This is a genomic window from Pseudomonas sp. MPB26, from assembly GCF_046605355.1.
In the GTDB taxonomy this organism is placed as follows: domain Bacteria; phylum Pseudomonadota; class Gammaproteobacteria; order Pseudomonadales; family Pseudomonadaceae; genus Aquipseudomonas; species Aquipseudomonas cedrina.
In genome coordinates, this window is sequence record NZ_CP176793.1 from 4,211,021 (window position 1) to 4,236,112 (window position 25,092).

19 protein-coding genes, 4 tRNA genes and 1 pseudogene are annotated in these 25,092 nt (G+C 60.0%); 17 read left to right on the forward strand and 7 right to left on the reverse strand.

Annotated elements, in window-relative coordinates:
- The first annotated feature begins 155 nt into the window (after window positions 1-155).
- Window positions 156-566, forward strand: a complete 411-nt coding sequence (locus tag ACLH0H_RS19500; protein WP_076950899.1) for a hypothetical protein — start codon at window positions 156-158, stop codon at window positions 564-566.
- On the opposite strand, the gene ACLH0H_RS19505 is transcribed toward ACLH0H_RS19500, so the two are convergent.
- Complete coding sequence (locus ACLH0H_RS19505) at window positions 563-724, reverse strand: hypothetical protein (RefSeq protein ID WP_411379261.1); 162 nt, start codon at window positions 722-724, stop codon at window positions 563-565. The genes ACLH0H_RS19500 and ACLH0H_RS19505 overlap by 4 nt on opposite strands.
- 210 nt (window positions 725-934) lie before the next feature.
- On the opposite strand from ACLH0H_RS19505, the gene ACLH0H_RS19510 reads away from it, so the two are divergent.
- On the forward strand, window positions 935-1,597 hold the full coding sequence (locus ACLH0H_RS19510) for a peptidase C39 family protein (protein ID WP_411379262.1): 663 nt from the start codon (window positions 935-937) through the stop codon (window positions 1,595-1,597).
- 140 nt (window positions 1,598-1,737) lie between these two features.
- Here ACLH0H_RS19510 and pbpG read toward each other — a convergent pair whose 3' ends face one another.
- Together pbpG and folD are read right to left on the reverse strand one after the other, a co-directional pair.
- A complete protein-coding gene (gene pbpG / locus ACLH0H_RS19515; RefSeq protein WP_411379263.1) occupies window positions 1,738-2,661 on the reverse strand; it encodes a D-alanyl-D-alanine endopeptidase in 924 nt (307 codons plus the stop codon).
- A gap of 205 nt (window positions 2,662-2,866) precedes the next feature.
- Window positions 2,867-3,721, reverse strand: coding sequence for a bifunctional methylenetetrahydrofolate dehydrogenase/methenyltetrahydrofolate cyclohydrolase FolD (gene folD, locus ACLH0H_RS19520; protein ID WP_076950896.1), 855 nt, complete (start codon window positions 3,719-3,721; stop codon window positions 2,867-2,869).
- 279 nt (window positions 3,722-4,000) lie between these two features.
- Between folD and ACLH0H_RS19525 the strand changes: the two genes are divergently transcribed.
- The 13 genes and pseudogenes from ACLH0H_RS19525 to ACLH0H_RS19585 all read left to right on the forward strand — a co-directional run bounded on the left by ACLH0H_RS19525 (window position 4,001) and on the right by ACLH0H_RS19585 (window position 15,156).
- Window positions 4,001-4,077 (forward strand) — tRNA-Arg (locus ACLH0H_RS19525).
- Window positions 4,078-4,109: 32 nt separating this feature from the next.
- Window positions 4,110-4,185: transfer RNA gene (locus ACLH0H_RS19530), tRNA-His, on the forward strand.
- Between the two features lie 55 nt (window positions 4,186-4,240).
- Window positions 4,241-4,325 (forward strand) — tRNA-Leu (locus tag ACLH0H_RS19535).
- A gap of 77 nt (window positions 4,326-4,402) precedes the next feature.
- A tRNA-His gene (locus ACLH0H_RS19540) sits at window positions 4,403-4,478 on the forward strand.
- Between the two features lie 399 nt (window positions 4,479-4,877).
- The gene (gene tig / locus ACLH0H_RS19545; RefSeq protein WP_186693521.1) at window positions 4,878-6,188 is read left to right on the forward strand and encodes a trigger factor; all 1,311 of its coding nucleotides are present in this window, start codon (window positions 4,878-4,880) and stop codon (window positions 6,186-6,188) included.
- Window positions 6,189-6,279: 91 nt separating this feature from the next.
- Entirely contained in the window at window positions 6,280-6,915 is a 636-nt protein-coding gene (clpP, locus tag ACLH0H_RS19550; protein WP_076950893.1) for an ATP-dependent Clp endopeptidase proteolytic subunit ClpP, read from the forward strand.
- A gap of 112 nt (window positions 6,916-7,027) precedes the next feature.
- Complete coding sequence (gene clpX, locus ACLH0H_RS19555; protein ID WP_010209414.1) at window positions 7,028-8,311, forward strand: ATP-dependent Clp protease ATP-binding subunit ClpX; 1,284 nt, start codon at window positions 7,028-7,030, stop codon at window positions 8,309-8,311.
- Between the two features lie 174 nt (window positions 8,312-8,485).
- Entirely contained in the window at window positions 8,486-10,882 is a 2,397-nt protein-coding gene (gene lon / locus ACLH0H_RS19560; RefSeq protein WP_186693519.1) for an endopeptidase La, read from the forward strand.
- A gap of 148 nt (window positions 10,883-11,030) precedes the next feature.
- The gene (locus ACLH0H_RS19565) at window positions 11,031-11,303 is read left to right on the forward strand and encodes an HU family DNA-binding protein (RefSeq protein ID WP_003174819.1); all 273 of its coding nucleotides are present in this window, start codon (window positions 11,031-11,033) and stop codon (window positions 11,301-11,303) included.
- Between the two features lie 231 nt (window positions 11,304-11,534).
- The gene (locus ACLH0H_RS19570; RefSeq protein WP_411379264.1) at window positions 11,535-13,409 is read left to right on the forward strand and encodes a SurA N-terminal domain-containing protein; all 1,875 of its coding nucleotides are present in this window, start codon (window positions 11,535-11,537) and stop codon (window positions 13,407-13,409) included.
- Between the two features lie 99 nt (window positions 13,410-13,508).
- On the forward strand, window positions 13,509-14,033 hold the full coding sequence (locus tag ACLH0H_RS19575) for an N-acetyltransferase family protein (RefSeq protein ID WP_411379265.1): 525 nt from the start codon (window positions 13,509-13,511) through the stop codon (window positions 14,031-14,033).
- A 122-nt stretch (window positions 14,034-14,155) separates the two neighbouring features.
- Window positions 14,156-14,284: pseudogene (locus tag ACLH0H_RS19580) on the forward strand (LysR family transcriptional regulator); the annotation flags it as partial.
- A gap of 89 nt (window positions 14,285-14,373) precedes the next feature.
- Window positions 14,374-15,156, forward strand: coding sequence for a DUF2242 domain-containing protein (locus ACLH0H_RS19585; RefSeq protein ID WP_411379266.1), 783 nt, complete (start codon window positions 14,374-14,376; stop codon window positions 15,154-15,156).
- Between the two features lies 1 nt (window position 15,157).
- Here the strand turns inward: ACLH0H_RS19585 and aceE are convergent, their stop codons facing one another.
- On the reverse strand, window positions 15,158-17,818 hold the full coding sequence (gene aceE / locus ACLH0H_RS19590) for a pyruvate dehydrogenase (acetyl-transferring), homodimeric type (RefSeq protein WP_411379267.1): 2,661 nt from the start codon (window positions 17,816-17,818) through the stop codon (window positions 15,158-15,160).
- A 143-nt stretch (window positions 17,819-17,961) separates the two neighbouring features.
- Here aceE and ACLH0H_RS19595 point away from each other — a divergent pair, with 143 nt between their 5' ends.
- Window positions 17,962-18,432 (forward strand): MarR family winged helix-turn-helix transcriptional regulator, encoded by a 471-nt coding sequence (locus ACLH0H_RS19595; RefSeq protein ID WP_411379268.1) that lies wholly within the window; start codon window positions 17,962-17,964, stop codon window positions 18,430-18,432.
- Between the two features lie 225 nt (window positions 18,433-18,657).
- Here the strand turns inward: ACLH0H_RS19595 and ACLH0H_RS19600 are convergent, their stop codons facing one another.
- From ACLH0H_RS19600 to ACLH0H_RS19610, 3 genes are all read right to left on the reverse strand, one after another.
- Complete coding sequence (locus ACLH0H_RS19600) at window positions 18,658-19,641, reverse strand: transketolase-like TK C-terminal-containing protein (RefSeq protein ID WP_411379269.1); 984 nt, start codon at window positions 19,639-19,641, stop codon at window positions 18,658-18,660.
- A 331-nt stretch (window positions 19,642-19,972) separates the two neighbouring features.
- Window positions 19,973-21,007 carry an AraC family transcriptional regulator gene (locus ACLH0H_RS19605; RefSeq protein WP_411379270.1) on the reverse strand — a complete coding sequence of 345 codons (1,035 nt, stop codon included), beginning with the start codon at window positions 21,005-21,007 and terminating at the stop codon, window positions 19,973-19,975.
- The gene (locus ACLH0H_RS19610) at window positions 21,004-22,134 is read right to left on the reverse strand and encodes a carbon-nitrogen hydrolase family protein (RefSeq protein WP_411379271.1); all 1,131 of its coding nucleotides are present in this window, start codon (window positions 22,132-22,134) and stop codon (window positions 21,004-21,006) included. Before ACLH0H_RS19610 ends, ACLH0H_RS19605 begins: the two co-directional genes overlap by 4 nt.
- A gap of 211 nt (window positions 22,135-22,345) precedes the next feature.
- On the opposite strand from ACLH0H_RS19610, the gene ACLH0H_RS19615 reads away from it, so the two are divergent.
- Window positions 22,346-24,385: an FAD-dependent oxidoreductase gene (locus ACLH0H_RS19615; RefSeq protein ID WP_411379272.1), complete on the forward strand. Its 2,040-nt coding sequence runs from the start codon at window positions 22,346-22,348 to the stop codon at window positions 24,383-24,385.
- Window positions 24,386-25,092: the final 707 nt, after the last annotated feature.

A 25,092-nucleotide genomic window follows, 5' to 3' on the forward strand; every position in this document is an offset into this window, starting at 1 on the left:
TCTTGCGCGACCCACCTAACACGCACCTTTCAGCCAGGTGAAGGAACATTTAGGCAGGGCCTGAAGATCGTTTCACAAGGATTCATTTGTCCTGCGCCGGTTCGCTCACCAAGCTTGCAGCCCATCGCACACATCGTTTTTTTTGGAGCCCTGCCATGTCACTCAAACCCTTGTTGTTGATTCCCGCCCTTGGTGCTGCGCTGCTGTTATCGGCGTGCGCCGGCCCCATCCCCAAGGCGGACCCGAGCGAAGCGTGGATTGGCTTGAAGGAAGAAGCCCCGAACGATCTGATGGCTGAGCGGGTAGACGGAAAACGCGTCGATGACGGACGTTTTTTTGAAGTGACGCCGGGGGATCATCGCCTGGATGTGACGTTATTCGAGGAGGAACCCGGTGACGACAACCAGCAGGACTGCCAGGGCCGGGTCGAGTACAAGCATTTCAAGGCGGGCGAACATTACACCCTGGTGGAGTCCAGTCTGGGTACCACCGTGCGCGCGTCCCTGGAGGATGGCCACGGCAAGGAAGTCGCGGCCACCCAGGACTTCAATTGCATGCCTGGCTAGGCGTGATGCACCGCTGCCTTGTGGGGCTTGGCGGGCGAAGCGGGTTTGGCGTGGGCGTGGTGGTGCCTGCGGGTAATACGCAGCACCCCCCACAACATGGCGCCGGCGACCGACAACCAACCGCAGATCAACAGGAAAATCGTTGTTGCAAGGCTCATCCGGGCCTCCTTTCGCCCCGCAGGGGGCACACACAGTCTTCTCAATGGACAGTCTAGCCAGCCGGCGGTTGCCTGCTATTGACCAATGGTCGTGTCGGTCCAACTTCTTTGCTCTATCCGCGCCCTTTAGTAAGCCTGCAGGCTATACCCGCATGTCGGGGCGCCCTATGATCAAGGCCTTTACCGGCAGTTGATCAAGAGAGTAGAAAATTGCGGTTACGGTCGAACCTTAAAACATCCGTATTGCTGGCCTGTGCCTTGGGGCTCGCAGCCTGTTCCGCCACCCCATCGAGGCTGGCGGGCTTGCCCGAGCGTGTCGAACTCAATGGCGTGCCGACCTTTCGCGGCGAGGCTTACCAGGGCGGTCCCGCGTCTTTAGCCAGCATGCTGTCGCAACAAGGCATTGTCATGACACCGGGGCTGCTGGATAAACCGCTGCATTTGCCGGGCGCCGAAGCCGACCTTGCGCGCAACATGCAAGTGCTGGCGCGCGAGTACGGGCTGATGGTGTATCCGCTGGATGCCAAGCTGACTGCGGTGCTGGCGCAAGTGGCGGCGGGTTACCCGGTGATGGCGCGGATCGGCGGCGGGATGTGGTCTGACGCGCGCTACGTGGTCGTGCTGGGGTTCAATCAGCAGAAAAGCACCGTGTTGCTGCGCTCGGGCATGGACCGCCGCCTGCAAATGAGCTTCAGCGACTTTGAGTCGAAATGGAAAAGTGCCGGGAGTTGGGCGATCCTCACCCAGCGCCCGAGCCAGTTGCCGGCCAACGTGGATGCGCAACTCTGGCGGGATTCGGCCAATGCCACTGCCCAGGCGGGGCAGGAGCGCGCGGCGGCGCAAGCACTCAAGGTGTTGGAAGAGCGCAAGTAAATGCTGAAACAGCGCTGATCCAATGTGGGAGCCGGGCTTGCCCGCGATGCAGGCACCGAGGTGTTTCAGTGATACCGCGGTGATGCTATCGCAGGCAAGCCAGCTCCCACACAAGCTCGTTCCCACATAATATTGCGTGTTTATCGACGAACTTCTGCAGCGTTCGCGCGGTTCTTCAGGTTTTTGTCGGCCTTGTAGCGCAAAGCCACATCCGGCACCGAGCCGCTCTTGCCGGTTTCGACCCAATTGCGGATACGGCTGGCATCGGCAAAGTGGGTGAATTTGCCGAAGGCGTCCAGGATCACCAACGATACCGGGCGGTTACCCATGCTGGTCACCAGCACCAGGCAGTGGCCGGCCTGGTTGGTGAAACCGGTCTTGGTCAGCTTGATGTCCCAGTTGGCGCGGTTGATCAGGTGATCGGTGTTGGAGAAGCCCAGGGTGTAGTTGGGCTTGCGGAACGACACGGTCTTCTCCTTCGTGGTGCTCAGTTGGCTGAGCAGCGGATAGTGGCGCGCGGCGGCCAGCAGTTTGCTCAGGTCGCGGGCGGTGGATACGTTGTGGATCGACAGGCCGGTGGGTTCGACATAGTGGGTGCTGGTCATGCCCAGCGCCTTGGCCTTGGCGTTCATCGCCGCGATAAAGGCCGCGTAGCCACCCGGATAATGATGCGCCAGGCTTGCGGCGGCGCGGTTTTCCGAAGACATCAGGGCGATCAGCAGCATTTCCTTGCGCGGCATCTGGCTGCCGATCTTCACGCGCGAAAACACACCCTTCATCTCCGGCGTGTCGCTGATGTTGATGTCGATGTATTCGTCCATATTCTGCTTGGCCTCGAGCACAATGAGGCCGGTCATCAATTTGCTCACCGAGGCGATGGGCACCACCACGTCAGGATTGCTGGCATAGATGACCTTGTTGGTTTGCAGGTCCACCAGCATGGCACTGCCGGAAGCGATCTGCAGTTTGGAGGTGTCACGCGGGGCCTGGGTGGTTTCGGCGGCGTGCGCGAAGGTGCCTGTGAGAGCAAAAAACAGGCTGACAAGAGAAAGACGAATTTTCACGCGGATGAACTCGCTAAAAAGGTAATGAATGCCGTTTGGAAACGGTTTTTTGATAAATGCCGTTACATTCTAGGAGTATGGATCAGAAACTGTCGAATGTTCTTCTGGAACCCGATGAAAGTGACTAAAAACTAAGAAAAAAGGGTTTATTAAACGCAATAAAAAGCCCTGCGATAAAGCAGGGCTTTTTCAGTACGCCTGGTTATTACCCGTGCAGGGTCTCTGCGGCGTACAAGGTGTTTTCCAGCAGGCAGGCGCGGGTCATCGGGCCGACACCGCCTGGCACGGGGGTGATCCAGCCGGCGCGTGGCAGGGCGGTGTCGTACACCACGTCGCCCACCAGTTTTCCGTCGTCCTGGCGGTTGATCCCAACGTCGATGACGATGGCGCCTTCCTTGATCCACTCACCCTTGACCAGCCCCGGCTTGCCGGCGGCGACCACAACCAGGTCAGCGCGGCCAACGTGCCCGGCAAGGTCCTTGGTGAAGCGGTGGGTGACGGTCACGGTGCAGCCGGCCAGCAGCAGTTCCATCGCCATCGGGCGGCCGACGATATTGGATGCGCCGACCACCACGGCATCGAGGCCATACAAATCGACACCAGTGCTTTCCAGCAGGGTCATGATGCCTTTCGGGGTGCACGGGCGCAGCAGCGGGATACGCTGGGCCAGGCGGCCGACATTATAAGGGTGGAAACCGTCGACATCCTTATCGGGGCGGATGCGCTCCAGCAGTTTGGAGGCGTCCAGGTGCTCGGGCAGTGGCAGTTGCAGCAGGATGCCATCGATCTTCGGGTCGTCGTTGAGGCCGTCGATCAGGTCGGTAAGCGCCTGCTGGGTGGTCTCGGCAGGCAAGTCGTAGGCCTTGGAAATAAAGCCGACCTCTTCACAGTCTTTACGCTTGTGCGAGACATAAACCTGAGAGGCAGGATCGCTGCCGACCAGGATCACCGCGAGGCCAGGCGTGCGCAGGCCTTGCCGGCTGCGCTCGGTGACTCGTTTGGCGATCTGCTGGCGCAGGCTGGCGGCGATTGATTTGCCGTCGATAAGTTGTGCAGTCATTACGCGTGATTAACCATCGAGAGGGGGAAGAAAAGTGCGCGCATTCTCGCATGCCAGGACGTGAGGGCAAAGGCGCTTGGTCCGCAAATTGCCCTAAGCCCTTAAATAAAATCAGTTTTTTTTAAAAAAGATTTGACGGGTTTCGAGGGCGTCTATACTATTCGTCGCACTTGTCGGGCACAGCCTAGCACTGGTTGAGAAGGTCAAGCAGAATAGAGTGTTGTTCTGCAAGGCTGGAAGCACTTAGTTTGTAATCCTCCAAGAGTACAGATTAATAAGGCGCCCGTAGCTCAGCTGGATAGAGCATCCGCCTTCTAAGCGGATGGTCGCAGGTTCGAGTCCTGCCGGGTGCGCCATTAGGCAGCTTTGGCACAAGTAGCGTTAGATGGTGGGCGTAGCTCAGTTGGTAGAGCACGGGATTGTGACTCCCGTTGTCGAGGGTTCGATCCCCTTCGTCCACCCCATATTTGAAAGGCGCCAGATTAACCGTCTGGCGCCTTTGCTTTAAGAGCTTCAAGCGCGGATGTGGTGGAATTGGTAGACACACTGGATTTAGGTTCCAGCGCCGCGAGGCGTAAGAGTTCGAGTCTCTTCATCCGCACCAAATAAAGCTTGGCTCCGTCGAAAGGCAGGGCAGGGCTCGACAAAGAAGTGGTTTGGTTTCTTTGTTAACGCAATATGGTGGGCGTAGCTCAGTTGGTAGAGCACGGGATTGTGACTCCCGTTGTCGAGGGTTCGATCCCCTTCGTCCACCCCATATTCGAAAGGCGCCAGATTTAACAGTCTGGCGCCTTTTTTGGTTTCAGCGGTTCGAATATCCAGCGGCTGCAGTGATTGGGCCGCTACGGCAGGGCGCTTCATCGTATTTATGTGTCTCGATGATGCCGCGTTGCCTGCCGGCCCTGTTCGGGGGCTGGCCGCCAGAGTGCTGGATGACGACATCTTCCATATTAGGGAAGGGCGGCGCAGAGCCCTGGCGTACTTGGCAGTATTTGTCACCGGGGCGAGGTGCATTCGTGCCTTCGTACCGATAAATTGCCGGCTGTTTTCGGGCGTATTTTCAGTAGGGTGACTTCTTGAGTTTGACCCACTAGAATGCATGCCCTTGATTGGGGTCGGAAATGGCCGGCTAACGTCTGTGCAACGAGGAATATCCATGCAAGTTTCTGTTGAAAATACTACTGCTCTCGAGCGCCGCCTGAGCATCACCGTGCCGGCTGAGCGTATCGAGACTGCGGTCAACAAGCGTCTGCAGCAGACTGCCCAGAAGGCCAAGATCGCTGGTTTCCGTCCAGGCAAAGTGCCGATGAGCGAAATCAAGCGTCGTTTTGGTGCCGATGCGCGCCAGGAAGCTGTCGGCGACGTGATCCAGGCTTCTTTCTACGAAGCAGTGGTTGAGCAAAAGCTGAACCCGGCTGGTTCGCCGTCGATCGAGCCCAAGTCCCTGGAAGCGGGCAAGGACCTGGAGTACGTTGCGACGTTCGAAGTGTTCCCCGAGTTTGAAGTGGCCGGTTTTGAAGGCATCGAAATCGAGCGCCTGAGCGCCGAAGTCGCTGATTCGGACCTGGACAACATGCTGGAAATCCTGCGTAAGCAGAACACCCGTTTCGAAGTGGCCGAGCGTGCCGCCCAGAACGAAGACCAGCTGAACATCGATTTTGTTGGCAAGGTTGACGGCGAAGTATTCGCTGGCGGCTCCGCCAAGGGCACTCAACTGGTGCTGGGTTCCAACCGCATGATCCCGGGCTTCGAAGACGGCCTGGTTGGCGCCAAGGCCGGCGAAGAGCGCGTTCTGAACCTGGAATTCCCGGCTGACTACCAGAACCTGGACCTGGCCGGCAAAGCCGCCGAGTTCACCGTGACCGTCAACAGCGTTTCCGAGCCTAAGCTGCCTGAGCTGAACGAAGAATTCTTCGCTCAGTTCGGTATCAAGGAAACCGGGATCGAAGGCTTCCGCACTGAAGTTCGCAAGAACATGGAGCGCGAGCTGCGCCAGGCCATCAAGTCCAAGGTCAAGAACCAGGTCATGGACGGTCTGCTGGCCGCCAACCCGATCGAGGTGCCTAAGGCTCTGCTGTCCAACGAAGTGGATCGCCTGCGCGTCCAAGCGGTCCAGCAGTTTGGTGGCAACATCAAACCTGACCAGCTGCCTGCCGAGCTGTTCGAAGAGCAAGCCAAGCGCCGTGTCGTGCTGGGCCTGATCGTGGCTGAAGTGGTCAAGCAGTTCGACCTCAAGCCTGACGAAGACCGCGTTCGCGAAATGATCCAGGAAATGGCTTCTGCCTACCAGGAGCCCGAGCAGGTCGTGTCCTGGTACTACAAGAATGACCAGCAGCTGAACGAAGTACGTTCGGTTGTGCTGGAAGAACAAGTTGTGGATACTGTTCTGCAGAAGGCTAAGGTGACCGATAAAGCGGTCTCTTACGAAGAAGCAGTCAAGCCGGCGGAAGCAGCACAAGCCGACTGATTGTCCAACTCGTTGGAAATTCAACCATAAGCCAGCCTCGCGCTGGCTTATGCGTTTTCAAGACATGACTATTTGGGAGTAACTGCAGAGCATGTTCCGTAATTCCTATATTCAGCAGAACTCTGATATCCAGGCCGCTGGCGGCCTGGTCCCGATGGTTGTCGAGCAGTCCGCTCGTGGCGAACGCGCCTACGACATCTACTCCCGCCTGCTCAAGGAGCGAGTGATCTTTCTGGTGGGCCCGGTAGAGGACTACATGGCCAACCTGATCTGTGCGCAGCTGCTGTTCCTTGAAGCGGAAAACCCGGACAAGGACATCCATCTCTACATCAACTCCCCAGGCGGTTCGGTAACGGCGGGCATGTCGATCTACGACACCATGCAGTTCATCAAGCCCAATGTTTCGACGACCTGCATTGGCCAGGCGTGCAGCATGGGCGCGTTCCTGCTGACCGCAGGTGCCGAAGGCAAGCGTTACTGCCTGCCGAACTCGCGCGTCATGATTCACCAGCCACTGGGCGGTTTCCAGGGCCAGGCGTCGGACATCGAAATCCACGCCAAGGAAATCCTGTTTATTCGCGAGCGTCTCAACACGCTGATGGCCAAGCACAGCGGGCACACTCTGGAAGAAATCGAGCGCGATACCAACCGCGACAACTTCATGAGCGCTGAAGCCGCACGTGAATACGGGTTGATCGACGCAGTAATCAGCCAGCGCCCCGCTTAATATAAGCTGCTCAAAATAGGGCTGGTCGGCATGTCCGACCACTGGCGGGCTTGAAAAAGCTCGCATAAGCCTTCATCTTGTGTTGCAAGCCTATCGGATTTGGATCGAACGAATGACTGACACCCGCAACGGCGAGGACAACGGCAAGCTGCTTTATTGCTCCTTCTGTGGCAAAAGCCAGCATGAAGTACGCAAGTTGATTGCCGGCCCCTCGGTCTTTATCTGCGACGAGTGCGTCGACCTGTGCAATGACATCATCCGTGAGGAGGTGCAGGAAGCCCAGGCCGAAAGCAGCGCGCATAAATTGCCTTCGCCTAAAGAAATCAGCGGCATCCTTGACCAGTACGTGATTGGTCAAGAGCGTGCAAAGAAGGTTCTGGCCGTAGCGGTGTACAACCACTACAAGCGCTTGAACCAGCGTGACAAGAAAGGCGACGAAGTCGAACTCGGCAAGAGCAACATCCTGCTGATCGGTCCTACAGGCTCGGGTAAAACCCTGCTTGCAGAAACCCTCGCTCGCCTGCTGAACGTTCCCTTCACCATCGCCGACGCCACCACCCTCACCGAGGCTGGCTACGTGGGCGAGGATGTCGAGAACATCATTCAGAAACTGCTGCAAAAGTGCGACTACGACGTAGAGAAGGCCCAGATGGGTATTGTCTACATCGACGAAATCGACAAGATCTCGCGCAAGTCGGACAACCCGTCGATCACCCGGGACGTTTCCGGTGAAGGCGTGCAGCAAGCCCTGTTGAAGCTGATCGAAGGCACGGTGGCTTCCGTACCGCCACAAGGCGGTCGCAAGCACCCGCAACAGGAATTCCTGCAGGTCGATACGCGCAACATCCTGTTTATCTGTGGTGGTGCGTTTTCCGGTCTGGAGAAAGTTATCCAGCAGCGCTCGACGCGCGGCGGCATTGGTTTCAGTGCCGAAGTGCGCAGCAAGGAAGAAGGCAAGAAGGTGGGCGAGTCCCTGCGTGAAGTCGAGCCTGACGATCTGGTCAAGTTTGGTCTGATCCCGGAATTTGTCGGTCGTCTGCCGGTCCTGGCCACGTTGGACGAGCTGGATGAGGCGGCTTTGATCCAGATCCTCACCGAGCCGAAAAATGCCCTGACCAAGCAATACGCCAAGCTGTTCGAGATGGAAGGCGTGGACCTCGAGTTCCGTACCGACGCACTCAAGTCAGTGGCCAAGCGGGCACTGGAGCGCAAGACCGGTGCACGTGGCCTGCGTTCGATCCTTGAAGGCGTGTTGCTCGACACCATGTACGAAATCCCCTCGCAGTCCGAGGTGAGTAAAGTGGTGATCGACGAAAGCGTCATTGAAGGTAAGTCCAAGCCACTGTATATCTACGAAAACAGTGAGCCGGCTGCCAAGGCTGCGCCAGACGCGTAAGCGTTTTGCAGGTTCGGTGTAAACAAGGGGCCTCCAGGGGCCCCTTTGTTTTTACGGCGCTTTTTACGCCTGAGTGTTTACTGCGTTTAACTGCTGGCAATAAGCTTGTTTTTTTTGCATGCAGCCCCCATCTTGGTTTCATGCTTATTTTTCAACTGTCATAGAGGCGAAATCATGAAGACAACCATTGAATTGCCTCTCCTGCCGTTGCGTGATGTCGTCGTCTATCCGCACATGGTTATCCCGCTGTTCGTGGGGCGCGAGAAGTCTATCGAAGCCCTCGAGGCCGCGATGACGGGCGACAAGCAAATCCTGCTGTTGGCCCAGAGAAATCCTGCTGACGATGATCCAGGCGAAGATGCCCTGTATCGCGTCGGTACCGTTGCCACCGTGCTGCAACTGCTCAAGCTGCCTGACGGCACCGTCAAGGTGCTGGTGGAAGGCGAGCAACGCGGTGCGGTCGAGCGCTTCATGGAGGTGGATGGCCACCTGCGCGCCGAAGTGGCGCTGATCGACGAAGTCGAAGCCCCTGAGCGCGAGTCCGAAGTCTTTGTACGCAGCCTGCTCTCGCAGTTCGAGCAGTATGTGCAGTTGGGCAAGAAGGTCCCGGCTGAAGTCCTGTCTTCCCTCAACAGCATTGATGAGCCTGGTCGTCTGGTTGATACCATGGCGGCGCACATGGCGCTGAAAATCGAGCAGAAGCAAGACATCCTCGAGATCATCGACCTGTCGGCCCGTGTTGAACATGTGCTGGCGCTGCTGGATGCGGAAATTGACCTGTTGCAGGTCGAAAAGCGCATCCGTGGCCGGGTGAAGAAACAAATGGAGCGCAGCCAGCGCGAGTACTACCTGAACGAGCAGATGAAGGCCATTCAGAAAGAACTCGGCGACAGCGAGGAAGGCCACAACGAGATCGAAGAGCTGAAAAAGCGCATCGATGCCGCCGGTCTGCCCAAAGACGCCCTGGCCAAAGCCACCGCCGAGCTGAACAAGCTCAAGCAAATGTCGCCGATGTCGGCCGAAGCCACCGTGGTGCGCTCCTACATCGACTGGCTGGTGCAGGTGCCGTGGAAGGCCCAGACCAAAGTGCGCCTGGACCTGGCCCGTGCCGAAGAAATCCTCGATGCCGACCATTATGGTCTTGAAGAGGTCAAGGAACGCATCCTCGAATACCTCGCCGTGCAAAAGCGCGTGAAGAAGATTCGCGGTCCGGTGTTGTGCCTGGTCGGTCCGCCCGGCGTTGGTAAAACCTCCCTGGCCGAGTCGATTGCCAGTGCAACCAACCGCAAGTTTGTGCGCATGGCCCTGGGTGGCGTGCGTGACGAGGCGGAAATTCGTGGTCATCGCCGGACGTACATCGGTTCGATGCCAGGAAGATTGATTCAAAAGATGACCAAAGTCGGCGTGCGCAACCCGCTGTTCCTGCTCGATGAAATCGACAAGATGGGCAGCGACATGCGGGGCGATCCGGCATCTGCCCTGCTCGAAGTGCTCGATCCGGAGCAGAACCACAATTTCAACGACCATTACCTGGAAGTCGATTACGACCTCTCCGATGTAATGTTCCTGTGCACCTCCAACTCCATGAACATCCCGCCGGCGTTGCTGGACCGGATGGAAGTGATTCGTCTGCCGGGTTACACCGAAGACGAGAAGATCAATATCGCCGTCAAATACCTCGCGCCCAAGCAGATTTCGGCCAACGGTCTGAAGAAGGGCGAGATCGAAATTGATGTCGAAGCGATCCGCGACATCGTGCGTTACTACACCCGCGAAGCAGGTGTACGGGGCCTGGAGCGCCAGATCGCGAAGATCTGCCGTAAAGCGGTCAAGGAACACTCGCTGGAAAAACGCTTCTCTGTGAAGGTGGTTGCCGACTCCCTGGAACACTTCCTGGGCGTGAAGAAATTCCGTTACGGTCTGGCCGAACAACAGGATCAGGTCGGGCAGGTCACGGGGCTGGCATGGACTCAGGTGGGCGGCGAATTGCTGACCATCGAAGCCGCGGTCATTCCGGGCAAAGGTCAACTGATCAAGACCGGTTCGTTGGGTGACGTGATGGTCGAATCCATCACCGCCGCGCAGACCGTGGTGCGCAGCCGCGCCCGGAGCCTGGGGATCCCTCTGGACTTCCACGAGAAGCACGACACCCACATCCATATGCCGGAAGGCGCGACGCCCAAAGACGGCCCCAGCGCCGGCGTAGGCATGTGCACGGCACTGGTGTCGGCATTGACCGGCATTCCGGTGCGCGCCGATGTCGCAATGACCGGGGAAATTACCCTGCGTGGCCAGGTATTGGCGATTGGTGGCCTGAAAGAGAAATTGCTCGCCGCACACCGTGGCGGTATCAAGACGGTGATCATTCCGGAAGAGAATGTTCGCGACTTGAAGGAAATTCCTGACAACATCAAGCAGGATCTTCAGATTAAACCGGTTAAATGGATTGACGAAGTCCTGCAAATTGCGCTGCAATACGCGCCGGAGCCCTTGCCGGATGTGGCTCCGGAGATTGTCGCGAAAGATGAAAAACGCGAGTCTGATTCCAAGGAAAGAATTAGCACGCATTAATGCGAATAAGCCTGGGGGCTTCCTTGACAGCTTTTTAGAGCCCTTGTTATAAAGCGGCTCTTAAGTGTCTGTAGGCCATTCGGCACTGGTTTTTGCTTTTACCAAAAAACTTAGAATTATACTCAATAGATATATAAGGGGACTTAGAGTGAACAAGTCGGAACTGATTGATGCCATCGCTGCATCCGCTGATATCCCGAAAGCTGCTGCCGGCCGTGCGCTGGATGCAGTAATCGAATCCGTCACTGGCGCTCTGAAGGCCGGCGACTCCGTGGTACTGGTAGGCTTCGGTACGTTCTCTGTGACTGATCGCCCAGCTCGCACTGGCCGTAACCCACAGACTGGCAAAGCACTGCAAATCGCTGCTGCCAAGAAACCAGGTTTCAAAGCCGGCAAAGCCCTGAAAGAAGCCGTTAACTAAGCTCCGATCAAGCCTTTACCTACCCGGGTCGGACGCAGGTCCGGCCTGGCAGCGGAGCGGCAGCCGACCCACGTATCCATCGGGTCGCCACGCCGGGGGTGTGGGTTCAAACCCCCGTCCGCTCCGCCAGTTACGAGAAGGCGCATCCTCGGATGCGCCTTTCTTCTATCCGGACTCTACCCACGCTCCACGGTTGCCTATTTTTGAAGTTCAACCGTTTCTGGGGGACGCATGCTGCAAAATATTAGGGACAATTCACAAGGCTGGATTGCCAAGACCATCATCGGGATCATCGTCGCATTGATGGCGTTCACCGGTATCGAAGCCATTTTCCAGGCTTCGGGTAACAGTAAGCAGGACGTGGCCAAGGTCAACGGTGAGGCAATCACCCAGACCGAACTGAGCCAGGCTGTCGACATGCAACGTCGCCAGCTGATGCAACAGCTGGGCAAGGATTTCGATGCTTCCCTGCTGGACGAAAAGCTGCTGCGCGAGGCGGCCCTCAAAAGCCTGATCGATCGCAAGCTGCTGCTGCAAGGCGCCGCCGATTCCAAGTTTGGCTTCTCTGAAGCCGCGCTGGACCAGGTGATCCTGCAGACGCCGGAATTCCAGGTGGAAGGCAAATTCAACGCAGAACGCTTTGACCAGGTGATTCGTCAACTGGGCTACAGCCGTCTGCAATTCCGTCAGATGCTGACCCAGGAAATGCTGATCGGCCAGGTTCGCGCAGGCATCGCCGGCAGCGGTTTCGTGACCGACGCCGAAGTACTGGCATTCGCCCGTCTGGAAAAGCAGACCCGCGATTTCGCCACGGTCAACATCAAGGCCAACCCGGCGGCGGTGAAACTCACCGACGACGAGGTCAAGGCTTACTACGACCAGCACGCCAAAGAGTTCATGACCCCTGACCAAGTGGTCATCGACTACCTGGAACTGAAGAAGTCTTCCTTCTTCGACCAGGTCAGCGTCAAGGACGAGGAGCTGCAGGCTGCCTATCAGAAAGAAACCGCCAACCTTGCTGAACAGCGTCGCGCGGCGCACATCCTGATCGAAGTCAACGACAAGGTCAGCGACGCGCAAGCCAAGGCCAAGATCGAAGAAATCCAGGCGCGCCTGGCCAAGGGCGAGAAGTTCGAAGCCCTGGCCAAGGAGTTCTCCCAGGATCCAGGTTCGGCCAACACGGGCGGCGATCTTGGCTTTGCCGGCCCTGGCGTGTACGACCCGGACTTCGAGACCGCCTTGTATGCGTTGAACAAGGACCAGGTCTCGGCGCCGGTGCGCAGCACTTTCGGTTGGCACCTGATCAAGCTGTTGGGCGTTGAAGCACCGCAAGTGCCGACGTTCGCCAGCCTGAAGGACAAGCTGACCAAGGAGCTCAAGACCCAGCAGGTTGAGCAGCGTTTTGTCGAAGCGACCAAGCAATTGGAAGATGCGGCATTCGAGGCGTCCGACCTGGCCCAGCCGGCTTCCGACCTGAAGCTGACCGTGCACACCTCCGCGCCGTTTGGCCGTGAAGGTGGCGAAGGTGTTGCGGCCAACCGTGCTGTGGTCACTGCTGCGTTCAGCCCTGAAGTGCTCAATGAGGGTGCCAACAGCAGCGCCATCGAGCTGGACCCGGAAACCATCATCGTGCTGCGTGCCAAAGAGCACCGCAAACCCGCGCAACTGCCGCTGGAGAGCGTGTCCGCGGCGATTCGCACGCAGATGGCCAAGGAACGCGCCAGCGCGGCTGCCAAGACCCATGCCGACGAGTTGATCGCCAGCCTGCGTGATGGCAAGACCCCGCTGAACCAGCCGGTAGACGGTCAGGCGTGGAAGGTCACTGAAGCGGCTACCCGTAGCCAGGAAGCGATCGACCCTGCCGTGTTGCAAGCCCTGTTTCGCATGCCCAAGCCTGCGGCCAAGGACAAGCCGACCTTCACCACCGTGACCCTGGCTGACGGCAGCCTGGTGATTGTGCGCTTGAACGGTGTCAACGAAGCCGCTGCCCCAACGGACGAAGAAAAGGCGCAATACCGCCGCTTCCTCGCCTCCCGTATCGGCCAGCAGGATTTCGCGGCCTACCGCAAGCAGTTGGAAACCAAGGCTGACATCAAGAAGTACTGATGCCGGTCTGAACAAAAAAGCCCTCGGTCTGAAAAGCCCGGGGGCTTTTTTGTTGCGCTAGACTGGGCATTCACTGTCGCCGATGAAGGAGTCTCACGCGTGTTCGATCCAGGCATGGAGGGTTGGGTGATCCGTCGCGCCACCGTGGCGGATGCCCCTGCGGTGTTGCAGGTGTTTGACGGGGTGATCGCCTGGTTCGTCGGCATGGGCAATAACGCTCAATGGGGCACGCAGCCCTGGTCGGCTTTGCCTCGGCGGGTGGCGCAGGTGACGGATGCCTGCGCGATGCCGGATGCTTGGGTAGTCGAGGCACCGGAAGGGCGGATCCTGGCGGCACTCATGTTGGGCGAGCCTATGCCTTACGTGCCGGCGGCGACCGGACCGGAAGTCTACGTGCGATTGCTGATCGCGGCGCGCGATACGCGTGCACGTGGTCTTGGTCGGCGGCTGTTGGCCTTCGCCGATGAGCGCGCCCGCGCTGCCGGGGTGACACGCCTGCGCGTGGACTGCTACGCCGGCGGCACGGGGGATCTGGTGCGTTTTTACGAGTCCTGTGGGTATGAGCGCCTTTCAACCTTCGACCTGGAGGGGTGGCCGGGCCAGTTGCTGGGGCGCAATCTGTAACGCGCCGGCCAGCACCAGTAGCATCAGCAGCGCGACCGCCCAGGCAAACGCGCTGACGCCCAACCCTGCAGCAACACACTACTACCCCGCCAGTCCGCCGCCCGATTTGGCCAGCACCGTTCTACATGGAACACAGCGGCATGGAATACAGCGGCAGTTTGTGGCCATCAAGTCGCCATGCCTCGGCCAAACTGCGCGTGTTTATTGATCACATGTGCGCAGGGCTTTTTCCTGCGGGCGCTGTAGGCTGAGGCTGTGACGTTTTACCGACAGGAATGCGCGCGCCAAGGCCTCGTTCTGTTGCACAATACCGCCCGGACCGTTTTCCTCAGGATTTTCAATGTCGACATCATTTCACTTGCGTAGCCTCGGGCTGGCGCTGGTGTTGGCGGGCGCCGCGGGCTGCTCGTCACCCAAGACCGCTATTTATGAACATGAGAATTTCGACGACTCCGGCACGTTTTCGCGCGATTACCCGGTGACTGACGTCGCGGCGTGTGAGGCTGCGCGGCGTGCCTTGCTGAGCCAGGGCTACATCATCACCAGCAGCGATCCAAAGCTGGTCGTGGGTAACAAGAGCTTCCAGCAGACCGGCGAGTCTCACCTGCAAATCAGCTTCAACGTCGTATGTGCCGATGACGGCAAAGGCACCAACCATTCGACGATGTTCGCCAACGCCTTGCAGGACCGTTATGCGCTGAAGAAGGTCAACAACTCCGCGAGCCTGGGTGTCGGGGTACTGGGTTCGGTATCGATGCCGATCGGGTCCACCGACGACTCGATGGTCAAGGTGGCGAGCGAGACCGTTTCGGCGCCGAAATTCTACGATCGTTACTTCGCGTTGGTGGATGTGTTCCTGCCGCAAGAGGTAAAGAAGGCCGAGAATATCCCTGAGAAGCCCAAGGCTGACCTGGGCGTTCCGGAACCCAAGGCTGCCCCCGCTGCCGAGAAGATCGAGCCGCCGAAGGAAGAGCCTGCGGTACCTGGCGCTTCGCAACCTGTCACGCCGCCTGCGGAGGCTGCGCCGATTGCTCCGCAGGCAGAGCCCGCTCCGCCAGCCACGAACCCGGAACTGGCGCCGCCGACAGAAGCGATTCCGCCCCTGCCGGCGCCTGCGCAGTAACTCAGACCGCTACGGGGTTCGCCTTGTCGACGTTGATCCCGTAGCGGCTGATCGCCTCGCTGACCTTGTCGCGAGCGATCACACCGTCATCCGCGAGTGCCTTCAGGGCCGCCAGCGCGATAAAGTGCCGGTCCACTTCAAAGAACGCCCGTAAGGTTTCCCGGGTATCCGATTGCCCGAAGCCATCGGTGCCCAGCGCCACGAAGCGACGGCCTGTTACGAATGGGCGGATCTGGTCGGCGAAGAGCTTCATGTAGTCCGTCGCCACCACCAGCGGCCCCGGTTGGCCCGCCAGGCGTTGCTCTACATAGCTGGTCCGTGGCTCGTCCTGCGGGTGCAGCAGGTTCCATCGCTCGACCTCATGACCGTCACGGCGTAACTCAGTGAGGCTGGTGGCGCTCCATACATCGCTGTGCAAGCCGAAGTCCTTCTCCAGCAGTTCAGCGGCTGCCATCACTTCCCGCAGGATCGAGCCACTTCCCATCAGTTGGACTTGCGCGTGTTTGCTCGTGCTCAGGCGATACATGCCTTTGAGAATCCCCTCGTCCACGCCTTCGGGCATTGCCGGGTGCGGGTAGTTTTCGTTGAGCAGGGTGATGTAATAGTAGATGTCCTCTTGTTCGACATACATGCGCCGCATGCCCTCGCGAATGATTACCGCCAGTTCGTAGGCAAACGTCGGGTCGTAGGACACACAGCACGGAATCACCGACGATAGGATATGGCTGTGGCCGTCGTCATGCTGCAAGCCTTCGCCCATCAATGTGGTGCGACCGGCCGTCGCGCCCAGCAGGAATCCGCGCGCTCGCGCGTCACCCGCCGCCCAGGCGAGGTCGCCGACCCGCTGGAAGCCGAACATCGAATAAAAGATATAGAACGGCACGGTCATCAGGCCGTGGTTGCTGTAGGACGTACTCGCCGCGATCCATGAGGAAATGGCGCCGGATTCATTCAGGCCTTCCTGCATGATCTGTCCGTCCTTGCTTTCCTTGTAGTAGCTCAGTTGCCCTGCGTCCTGTGGGGTATAGAGCTGGCCGACGGCGGAATGGATGCCGATCTGGCGGAACAGGCTTTCCATGCCGAAGGTGCGCGATTCGTCCGGCACGATGGGCACGATCAGCTTGCCCAGGTGTGGGTCCTTGAGCAGGGTGCCGAGGATGCGCACGAACGCCATGGTGGTTGAGATCGCGCGCTCGCCGGTGTCCTTGAGCTGAGTCGCGAACGCCGAGAGTTCCGGGATTTGCAGCGGCTGCACCGCACTGTGGCGCGCCGGTACGTAGCCGCCGAGGGCTTGGCGGCGGGCAGCGAAGTAGCGCGCTTCTACGCTGTCGGCGGCAGGCTTGAGGTAGGGGATGTCGGCCAGCTGATCGTCGGCCACTTCCAGGCCGAAGCGGTCGCGGAACGCTCTCACCGCATCGGCGCCCATCTTCTTCAACTGGTGATTGATGTTCTGGCCTTCGCCGGCTTCACCCATGCCAAAACCCTTCACGGTTTTCGCCAGGATCACCGTGGGTTGACCACGATGGCGCACGGCAGCGGCGTAGGCGTTGTAGACCTTGTCGGGGTCATGCCCGCCTCGTGAGAGTTTCCAGATATCGTCGTCGGACATGTCTGCAACCAACGCCAGGAGTTCCGGATATTTGCCGAAGAAATGCTCGCGCACATAAGCGCCGTTCTGTGATTTGTAGTTTTGATAATCGCCGTCCACGCATTCCATCATGCGTTGGCGCAGCAGGCCGGTTGAGTCCTTTTCCAGCAGTGCGTCCCAGCCGCCGCCCCAGATCACCTTGATCACGTTCCAGCCGGCGGCGCGGTACAGGCTTTCGAATTCCTGGATCACCTTGGCGTTGCCACGCACCGGACCGTCCAGGCGTTGCAGGTTGCAGTTGACCACGAAGATCAGGTTGTCGAGTTTCTCGCGCCCGGCCAGTGAAATCGCGGCCAGGGATTCCGGTTGGTCCATTTCGCCATCACCCAGGAAGGCCCAGACTTTGCGGCCCTGATGCGGCTTGAGCGCGCGCAATTCCAGGTAGCGCATGAAGCGAGCCTGATAAGCGGCGGTGATCGGCCCGAGCCCCATGGAGACGGTAGGGAATTGCCAGAAGTCCGGCATCAGGCGTGGGTGCGGGTAGGACGAAATGCCCTCGCCGCCGGCCTCGCGGCGGAAGTTGTCGAGCTGTGCTTCGCTGATGCGGCCTTCCAGGTAGGCGCGGCCGTAGATGCCTGGGGATGAGTGGCCTTGTATGTACACCAGGTCGCCGTCAAAGGCCTCGGTACGGCCACGGAAAAAATGGTCGAAGCCCACGTCATACAGCACCGCGGCTGACGCATAAGTGGCGATGTGGCCACCCACCCCGGAGTGCTTGCCTGCACGCAACACCATCGCCATGGCGTTCCAGCGGATGTAAGCGTTGGTTCGGCGTTCGATCGCCAGGTCGCCCGGGTAGGGCAGTTGGCGGTCCACCGGGATGCTGTTGACGTAGGGCGTGGTGACGCGCCCGTAGAAGTCGCCATGGCGCGCCACATCGAAATCCAGCAGTTGATCGATCAGGTAGTGGGCGCGCGGGCGGCCTTCGGTGGACAGCACCGATTCGATGGACTCCAGCCACTCGCGGGTTTCCTGCGGGTCGTCGTCGCGTCCGACTGCGTTGTTCGGGGTCATGTGGGGCTCCTGGGTAGGCGGATTCAAGTGACGGTTCTTTGTGGGAATGACGTCAAACTAATTGCAATTGCAACTACATAACCGAATCTAGCGCGGGATGAGCTACTATTGCAACCTTCTTGAAATCGCCCGGATGGTGTTGCATGTCGTCGAAAGAGCCTGATGTATGGTTCCGGTTTGTCAGGGCCCACAGGACGGTCATCCGTGAAATCGAACGCCGCCTGGCCGAGGCGGGCTTGCCGCCGTATGCCTGGTACGACGCGCTCTGGGGCCTGGAAAGCGGCCCCGACGGCACCCGTCGCATGCATGAGCTGGCGGATGTGCTGGCCATTGAGCGCTACAACCTCACACGCCTGGTCGACCGCCTCGAAAAGGACGGCCTTGTGCTGCGTTCGCGCTCCGACGGCGACGGCCGCGCGGCGTTTGCCTCAATCACCGATGCCGGGCGATTGCTGCGTAAAAAGATGTGGACGATCTACGAAAGTACGGTGGATGAGTTGTTCCTGTCGCAGATCGAGCCGGAGCAACGCCAGGGGTTTGCCGATGCCCTGGAGCGCACCGCCGGCCTGGCAATGGAGGCGTGCGTCCAGACGCGCGGGCGACGCAAGTCCTGACCGCAACGAAGTGCTCCTGTGGTGGTCTGTCAGGCGAAAAGTATTTAACTGGCTTATTGCGATTTAATTGTGGGAGCGGGCTTGCTCGCGAAAGCGGTGGTTCAGTCAAAGATGGATTCACTGACACATCGCATTCGCGAGCAAGCCCGCTCCCACATTTGGCCTGCGTTTCACCATCTCTATGCCTGTCGGCTGTAAGGCCGCCTCGGTCGCAAGCTACCCCCCTTAATTGCATTTCAATGCGTAGCGATCTATCGCCACCTCCACTTGCCCCGCATCAATCCGCCCCTCATTCGCCAACGCCCTGAGCGCCGCAACCACAACCCAATACCGACTCGGCGCCGTCGCCTGCACCGACCCCGCGCCCAACGCCACAAACGGCGCGTCTACATAGGCCGACAACTGATCCACGATCGCCTGGGGGTAACCCGTGACAGCAATGACCGGTGCCGTGCTATCCGCCAGGCAATCACGCAAATGGCAGCTGCGTTTGGGTGCCAAGGGATGCAGGCGATTCCAGCGTTGCGCCACTGCCGCCTCTCGGGCCAGCCGCGTATAGCTGGGGCAACTCCACACGTGCGCCGTAACGTTCCAGTCCTGCTCCAGCAGGTGCGCGGCGTGTACCGTTTCTGCAAGCGCCCGGCCTGCGCCGAGCAGCCGCACATCCCCGGCAGTGTCGCGCCGGATCGGATACATGCCCTTGAGCGCGGCCTCACGGTCCTGTCCAGCCAAGGGCAACACGCTGTGCTGATCATGCAGGGCCAGGTAATAGAAACCCGGCTTGCCGTCGACATACAGCGCACGCAGTCCCGCCAGCACAATGGCACGGGCCTCCTCGCCAGAGGCTGGGTCATACGGCGTGCAGCGCGGGTTGCTCGTCAGCCACAGCGGCAGGGAAGGTTGCGAAGGATTGTTCTGGATGTCATTGCACAGGATGCCGCGCTGCGCCGTCTCCTGGGCCAGCGCGCACAACTGTGCCGACGACGCCGCGCGGTGCAGGTACAGCAGCGGTTTTTCGGCGGTGTTGCGCGCGAACCAGGTTGGCCAACCGCCTACGCGCCGCGAGCTTGACTGGCCACGGATAACCCAGGCGTTACGGCTGGATTCGAGCGTGTCGGCCATACTGATCACGGTGTCCAGTGGCGAGCGGGTATCAAGGGCGGCACCGGTCAGTGCATTGATGCAGTGTTGTGCGGATTGCGCGGTCATGGCAGGCACCTGGCAAAGGGTGCCTGTACCTTAATGTAAATTATCATGTAGTTGCAATTGCAATTATTGCAATAGTGCTTCGCGGCCGAAATACTAAATTGTCACTTCGCTGCTACGTTCAATTATTGAGTGCAGGAACGTCATGACGCCTACATTTTTTCGTCACAACGGCACTTTAGGCTGGCCATGCAGGTCATTTATCTGCAGCCGCTTTTAATTCAATAAGGAGTTTGACGATGGACGACTACCAGGAAGAACTGCTCGAGTACCGCGCGATTGAGTGGGACCCGCTGGAACCCGCAGATGATGCAACCGAGCTGTAAGACCGACCTCAGGCGGAATGCCGCTGACTGCGGCGAAATTCCCCTGGGGTCTGGTTGTTCCACCGCCTGAATGCCCGTTGAAACGCTTGGGCCGAGGCAAAACCTAGCAAGTAGGCGATCTCGCCGAACGCCAGTTCCGTATCGCGAATGTAGGTCATGGCCAGGTCGCGGCGGGTATCGTTGAGAATCGCGCGGAACTGAGTGCCTTCTTCGGCCAGTTTGCGGCGCAGCGTCCAGGTTGGCAGCTTCAAGCGTGTCGCCACTTCTTCCAGGTCGGGTTCCCGGCCACCATTGAGCATCGGCCCGAGCAAACGGGTAATGCGCTCGCGCAGGCTGCGGGTGCGGGTCAATTGCTCCAACTCTCTCTCGCAAAGTTGTAACAACAGGTTCCAGGTGCTGGGGCAGTGCGCGGGGTTGCGCAACGCCAGGGTGTGCTGGTCGAGGCGCAGTTGGTTGGCCTCGGCACCGAAGTGGATCGGGCCGTCAGCGAGCATGTTGTACTGCTCACTGTAAGGCGGCGCCTCGAACTCGATGTCGACCCGCTGCGCCAGCACCGGTTGCTGGGCCAGGCTGGACAATTGGTGCAGCCAACCGGCGATGATCGAGTCCACTACAAAACGGTTATAGGCGTTGTAGGGGCTGATGGAATAGAAGCGCAGCCAGGCGCCGTCGGCATCTTCGACAAAGCTCGACTGCCCGCGATAATTGGAACCGTACAGCGCTTCGAAGCGGGTCAGGGCCCGCGCCGCCTCGCGCACGTTGGGCGCCTGGGCGGCGGTGACGCCCGCCAGCCCCGCCTGGCTCAGGCGGCCGAGCTGGCCCATGCGCAGGCCCAGGCCCGGGTCGCCGGTGAGTTGGATAGCCGCATGGCCCAGGCGCATGTAACGCGGGATCGACAAGCGTGCCCCGGCCTCGGCCAGGCGGGCCGGGTCGAGGCCGTATTGCAGCAGCAGCGGCTGCGGGTCCACGCCGTGGCTGTGGATGGCATCGGCCAGGGTGTGCACGAAGCCCACCGACAGATCCCCCAGCCGGACGGGCTTCACAGCCAGAGATTCAACAAGCGCGCGCCACGGGCCTCGCCATCGGCGCTGACCTGCCCTTGGTTACTGACGAAGCTATGGCCCGCAGTGCCCAGGTCCCAGAACTGCCCCCGCAGGAACACGCTCATGCCGGCGCTTGCCTGGCTGACCGGTGGCTGGCTGATCAGCGTGAGGCGACGCCAGGCTTCACCTTCACTGAGTTCTTCGGGCTTGAGGCTGATTTCGGTCGGAGTGGAAACACTTTTGAACCCGCGCCAAGGGCGGTCCCAGGTATCACGGCCCAGTACAAAGGCCGGCACCGCGATCAGTTGCGCGCCTTGTTCGTTGAGCTTGCGGTAGTTGTCCGGGTACCAACTGTCGCTGCCGACCAGCACGCCCAACCGGCCGGCCGGGGTGTCGACCACGCTGACGACGTTTTCATCACCCGGTTCGATAAACCCCCGCTCATCGTAGATCGGGTACAACTGGCGCTGCGGCTGACCCAGGGGCAAACCGTCCGCGTTGAACACAACGCTGGCGTTGTACAACGCGCCATGGCCGACCTGCAGTTGCCCCTGGCTGACGCTTGGGTTGGGCAGGGCGATGGAGCCGGCCACCAGCGTGACCCCGAACTCCTTGGCCAGGCCGCCAAACAACACTTGGTAGTCGCGCGCCATGCCAGGCGCTTTCATGCGCAGATAGGCGTCGTCGGTACGGCTGTCGCCGGTGGCGCTGATCCAGGCGCGGGCGAACGGCAATGGGTTGCTCACCGACAGCCAATTCATCGCGTCTTTGACGTGGAGCGCCTGGTACACCTCGTTCTTTTCGCCCGTGAGCATCAGCCAGGTGCCGATATGCTCCGGTAATACCACGACCGTCTTGTGGTTGATCAGCCCCAGGTCCCGGGCTTTTTGCAGGTAGGCCGAGAGCTTCAGGTGCAGGCGTTCCAGGCTCTGGTAGTCCGCCGGGAACAGCTCCGGCTGGATACCCACCAGGTTGCCACGGTCGGCCGGCAGGCCTTCATTGACGGCGAGGGTAATACGCAGGTCGGACAGGTAGTGCGCCACGGGGCGCTCCTGGGTCCAGGCCAGATACGCGGCGACGGCGGCAACCAGGGCCATGGTGACGGTGAACGCTAGAAGTTTACGCATGGGGCAACTGACAACAGACCGTGTGCAGGGTTCGCTGACTAGGGTAGGGCCCAGGGTACGGCTTGCCAAGGGGCGCTGTGCATTTGGATCAATAACTTGTCAGTTTCGGTGATTGAGCGGTGGTCCGCCGACTCTTAGTCTGTGGGACATAAACCGATGGCGGGCCGCATGAGCCCGTCACGCCCGTGATGATCCGTTGTGGAGCTTGACCATGACCGCTGTTGCCTATCCGCACCTGCTGGCCCCGTTGGACCTGGGTTTTACCACCTTGCGCAACCGCACCCTGATGGGCTCGATGCACACCGGCCTGGAAGAAAAACCCGGCGGTTTCGAGCGCATGGCGGCCTACTTTGCCGAACGCGCCCGGGGCGGCGTGGGCCTGATGGTCACCGGCGGCATTGGCCCGAATGACGAAGGCGGTGTGTATGCCGGCGCGGCCAAGCTGACCACCGAGGAAGAAGCGCAAAAGCACAGGATCGTGACAGCAGCCGTGCACGCGGCGGGTGGCAAGATCTGCATGCAGATACTCCACGCCGGCCGTTATGCCTACAGCCCCAGGCAGGTTGCGCCGAGCGCGATCCAGGCGCCGATCAACCCGTTCAAGCCCAAGGAATTGGATGAAGAGGGCATCGAGAAGCAGATCCAGGATTTTGTCACCTGTTCGTTACTCGCCCAGGTCGCCGAGTACGACGGTGTGGAGATCATGGGCTCCGAAGGCTATTTCATTAACCAGTTCCTGGCCGCCCACACCAACCACCGCACCGACCGTTGGGGTGGCAGCTATGAAAACCGCATGCGCCTGGCGGTGGACATCGTGCGCCGCGTGCGGGAAGCCGTGGGCCCGAATTTCATCATCATATTCCGCCTGTCGATGCTCGACCTGGTGGAAGGCGGCAGCACCTGGGAAGAGATCGTGCAGTTGGCCAAGGCCATCGAGCGGGCGGGTGCGACGATCATCAACACCGGGATTGGCTGGCACGAAGCGCGTATCCCGACCATCGCCACCAAGGTGCCCCGTGGCGCGTTCAGCAAAGTCACCGCCAAGCTGCGCGGTTCAGTCACGATTCCGCTGATCACCACCAACCGCATCAATACCCCGGAAATTGCCGAGCAGATCCTCGCCGAAGGCGACGCCGACATGGTATCCATGGCGCGTCCGTTCCTCGCCGATCCGGAGTTCGTCAACAAGGCCGCCGCAGGCCGGGCCGATGAAATCAACACGTGCATCGGCTGCAACCAGGCCTGCCTGGACCACACTTTTGGCGGCAAGCTGACCACCTGCCTGGTCAACCCGCGCGCCTGTTACGAAACCGAGCTCAACTACTTGCCCATCAAGCAGGTCAAGAAGATCGCCGTGGTCGGTGCCGGCCCTGCCGGTCTGGCGGCGGCCACGGTTGCAGCCGAACGCGGCCATCAGGTGACCCTGTTCGATTCGGCCAGCGAGATCGGCGGCCAATTCAATATCGCCAAGCGCGTGCCGGGCAAAGAGGAGTTTTTTGAAACCCTGCGCTACTTCAAGCGCAAATTGCAGACCACCCATGTGGAGGTGTGCCTGAATACTCGCGTGGACGTCGCGCAGTTGGCCGCGGGCGGTTATGACGAGATCATCCTGGCCACCGGCATCGCCCCGCGTACCCCGGCTATTCCAGGCGTCGATAACGCCAAGGTGCTGAGCTACCTGGACGTGATCCTGGCGCGTAAGCCGGTCGGCAAGCGCGTGGCGGTGATCGGTGCCGGCGGCATCGGTTTTGACGTGTCGGAATTCCTTGTGCACCAAGGCGTGTCCACCAGCCTGGATCGCGAAGCGTTCTGGAAAGAATGGGGCATCGACACCCAACTTGAAGCCCGTGGCGGTGTGGCCGGGATCAAGCCCGAGCGTCATGCACCGGCGCGTGAAGTGTTCTTGCTGCAACGCAAAACCTCCAAGGTCGGCGATGGCCTGGGCAAGACCACCGGCTGGATCCACCGTACCGGCTTGAAGAACAAGCACGTACAGATGCTCAACAGCGTCGAGTACCTGAAAATCGACGATGAAGGCCTGCACATCCGCATCGGTGCCGAGGGCGAACCCCAGGTGCTGGCTGTGGACAACATCGTCATCTGCGCCGGCCAGGACCCGCTGCGCGAATTGCAGGACGGCCTGGTTGCGGCCGGCCAGAACGTGCACCTGATCGGCGGCGCCGATGTGGCGGCCGAACTGGACGCCAAGCGCGCCATCAACCAGGGCTCGCGCCTGGCTGCCGAGTTGTAAGCATGGGGCGAGAAAGCTTGATCGGGTCGCGGCCTCATAGCTGCTTGAGTCCTATCAGCTGTAAATCGATCAAATGTGGGAGCTGTCGAGCTTTAGCGAGGCTGCGAAAGCGGAGTGTCAGGCGATGAAGATGCCAGCAATGCCGCCGCCTTCGCAGCCTCGCCGGGGCTCGACAGCTCCCACAGTTGAGCTGCGGCGCTGCTCAAATGGGGCCAGTCGCTAGATCGCAAATCCAATCCACACAGCCGATCCCCTGTGGGAGCTGTCGAGCTTTAGCGAGGCTGCGAAAGCGGTGGGTCAGGCAATGAAGATGCCAGCAATGCCGCCGCCTTCGCAACCTCGCCGGGGCTCGACAGCTCCCACAATTGAGCTGCGGTGCTGCTCAAATTTGGCCAGTCGATACACCGCAAATTCAGCGTACACAGCCGATCCCTTGTGGGAGCTGTCGAGCTTTAGCGAGGCTGCGAAAGCGGTGTGTCAGGCGATGAAAATGCCAGCAATGCCGCCGCCTTCGCAGCCTCGCCGGGGCTCGACAGCTCCCACAGTTGAGCTGCGGTGCTGCTCAAATGGGGCCAGTCGATACACCGCAAATCCAGCGTACACAGCCGATCCCTTGTGGGAGCTGTCGAGCTTTAGCGAGGCTGCGAAAGCGGTGTGTCAGGCGATGAAAATGCCAGCAATGCCGCCGCCGCCTTCGCAGCCTAGCC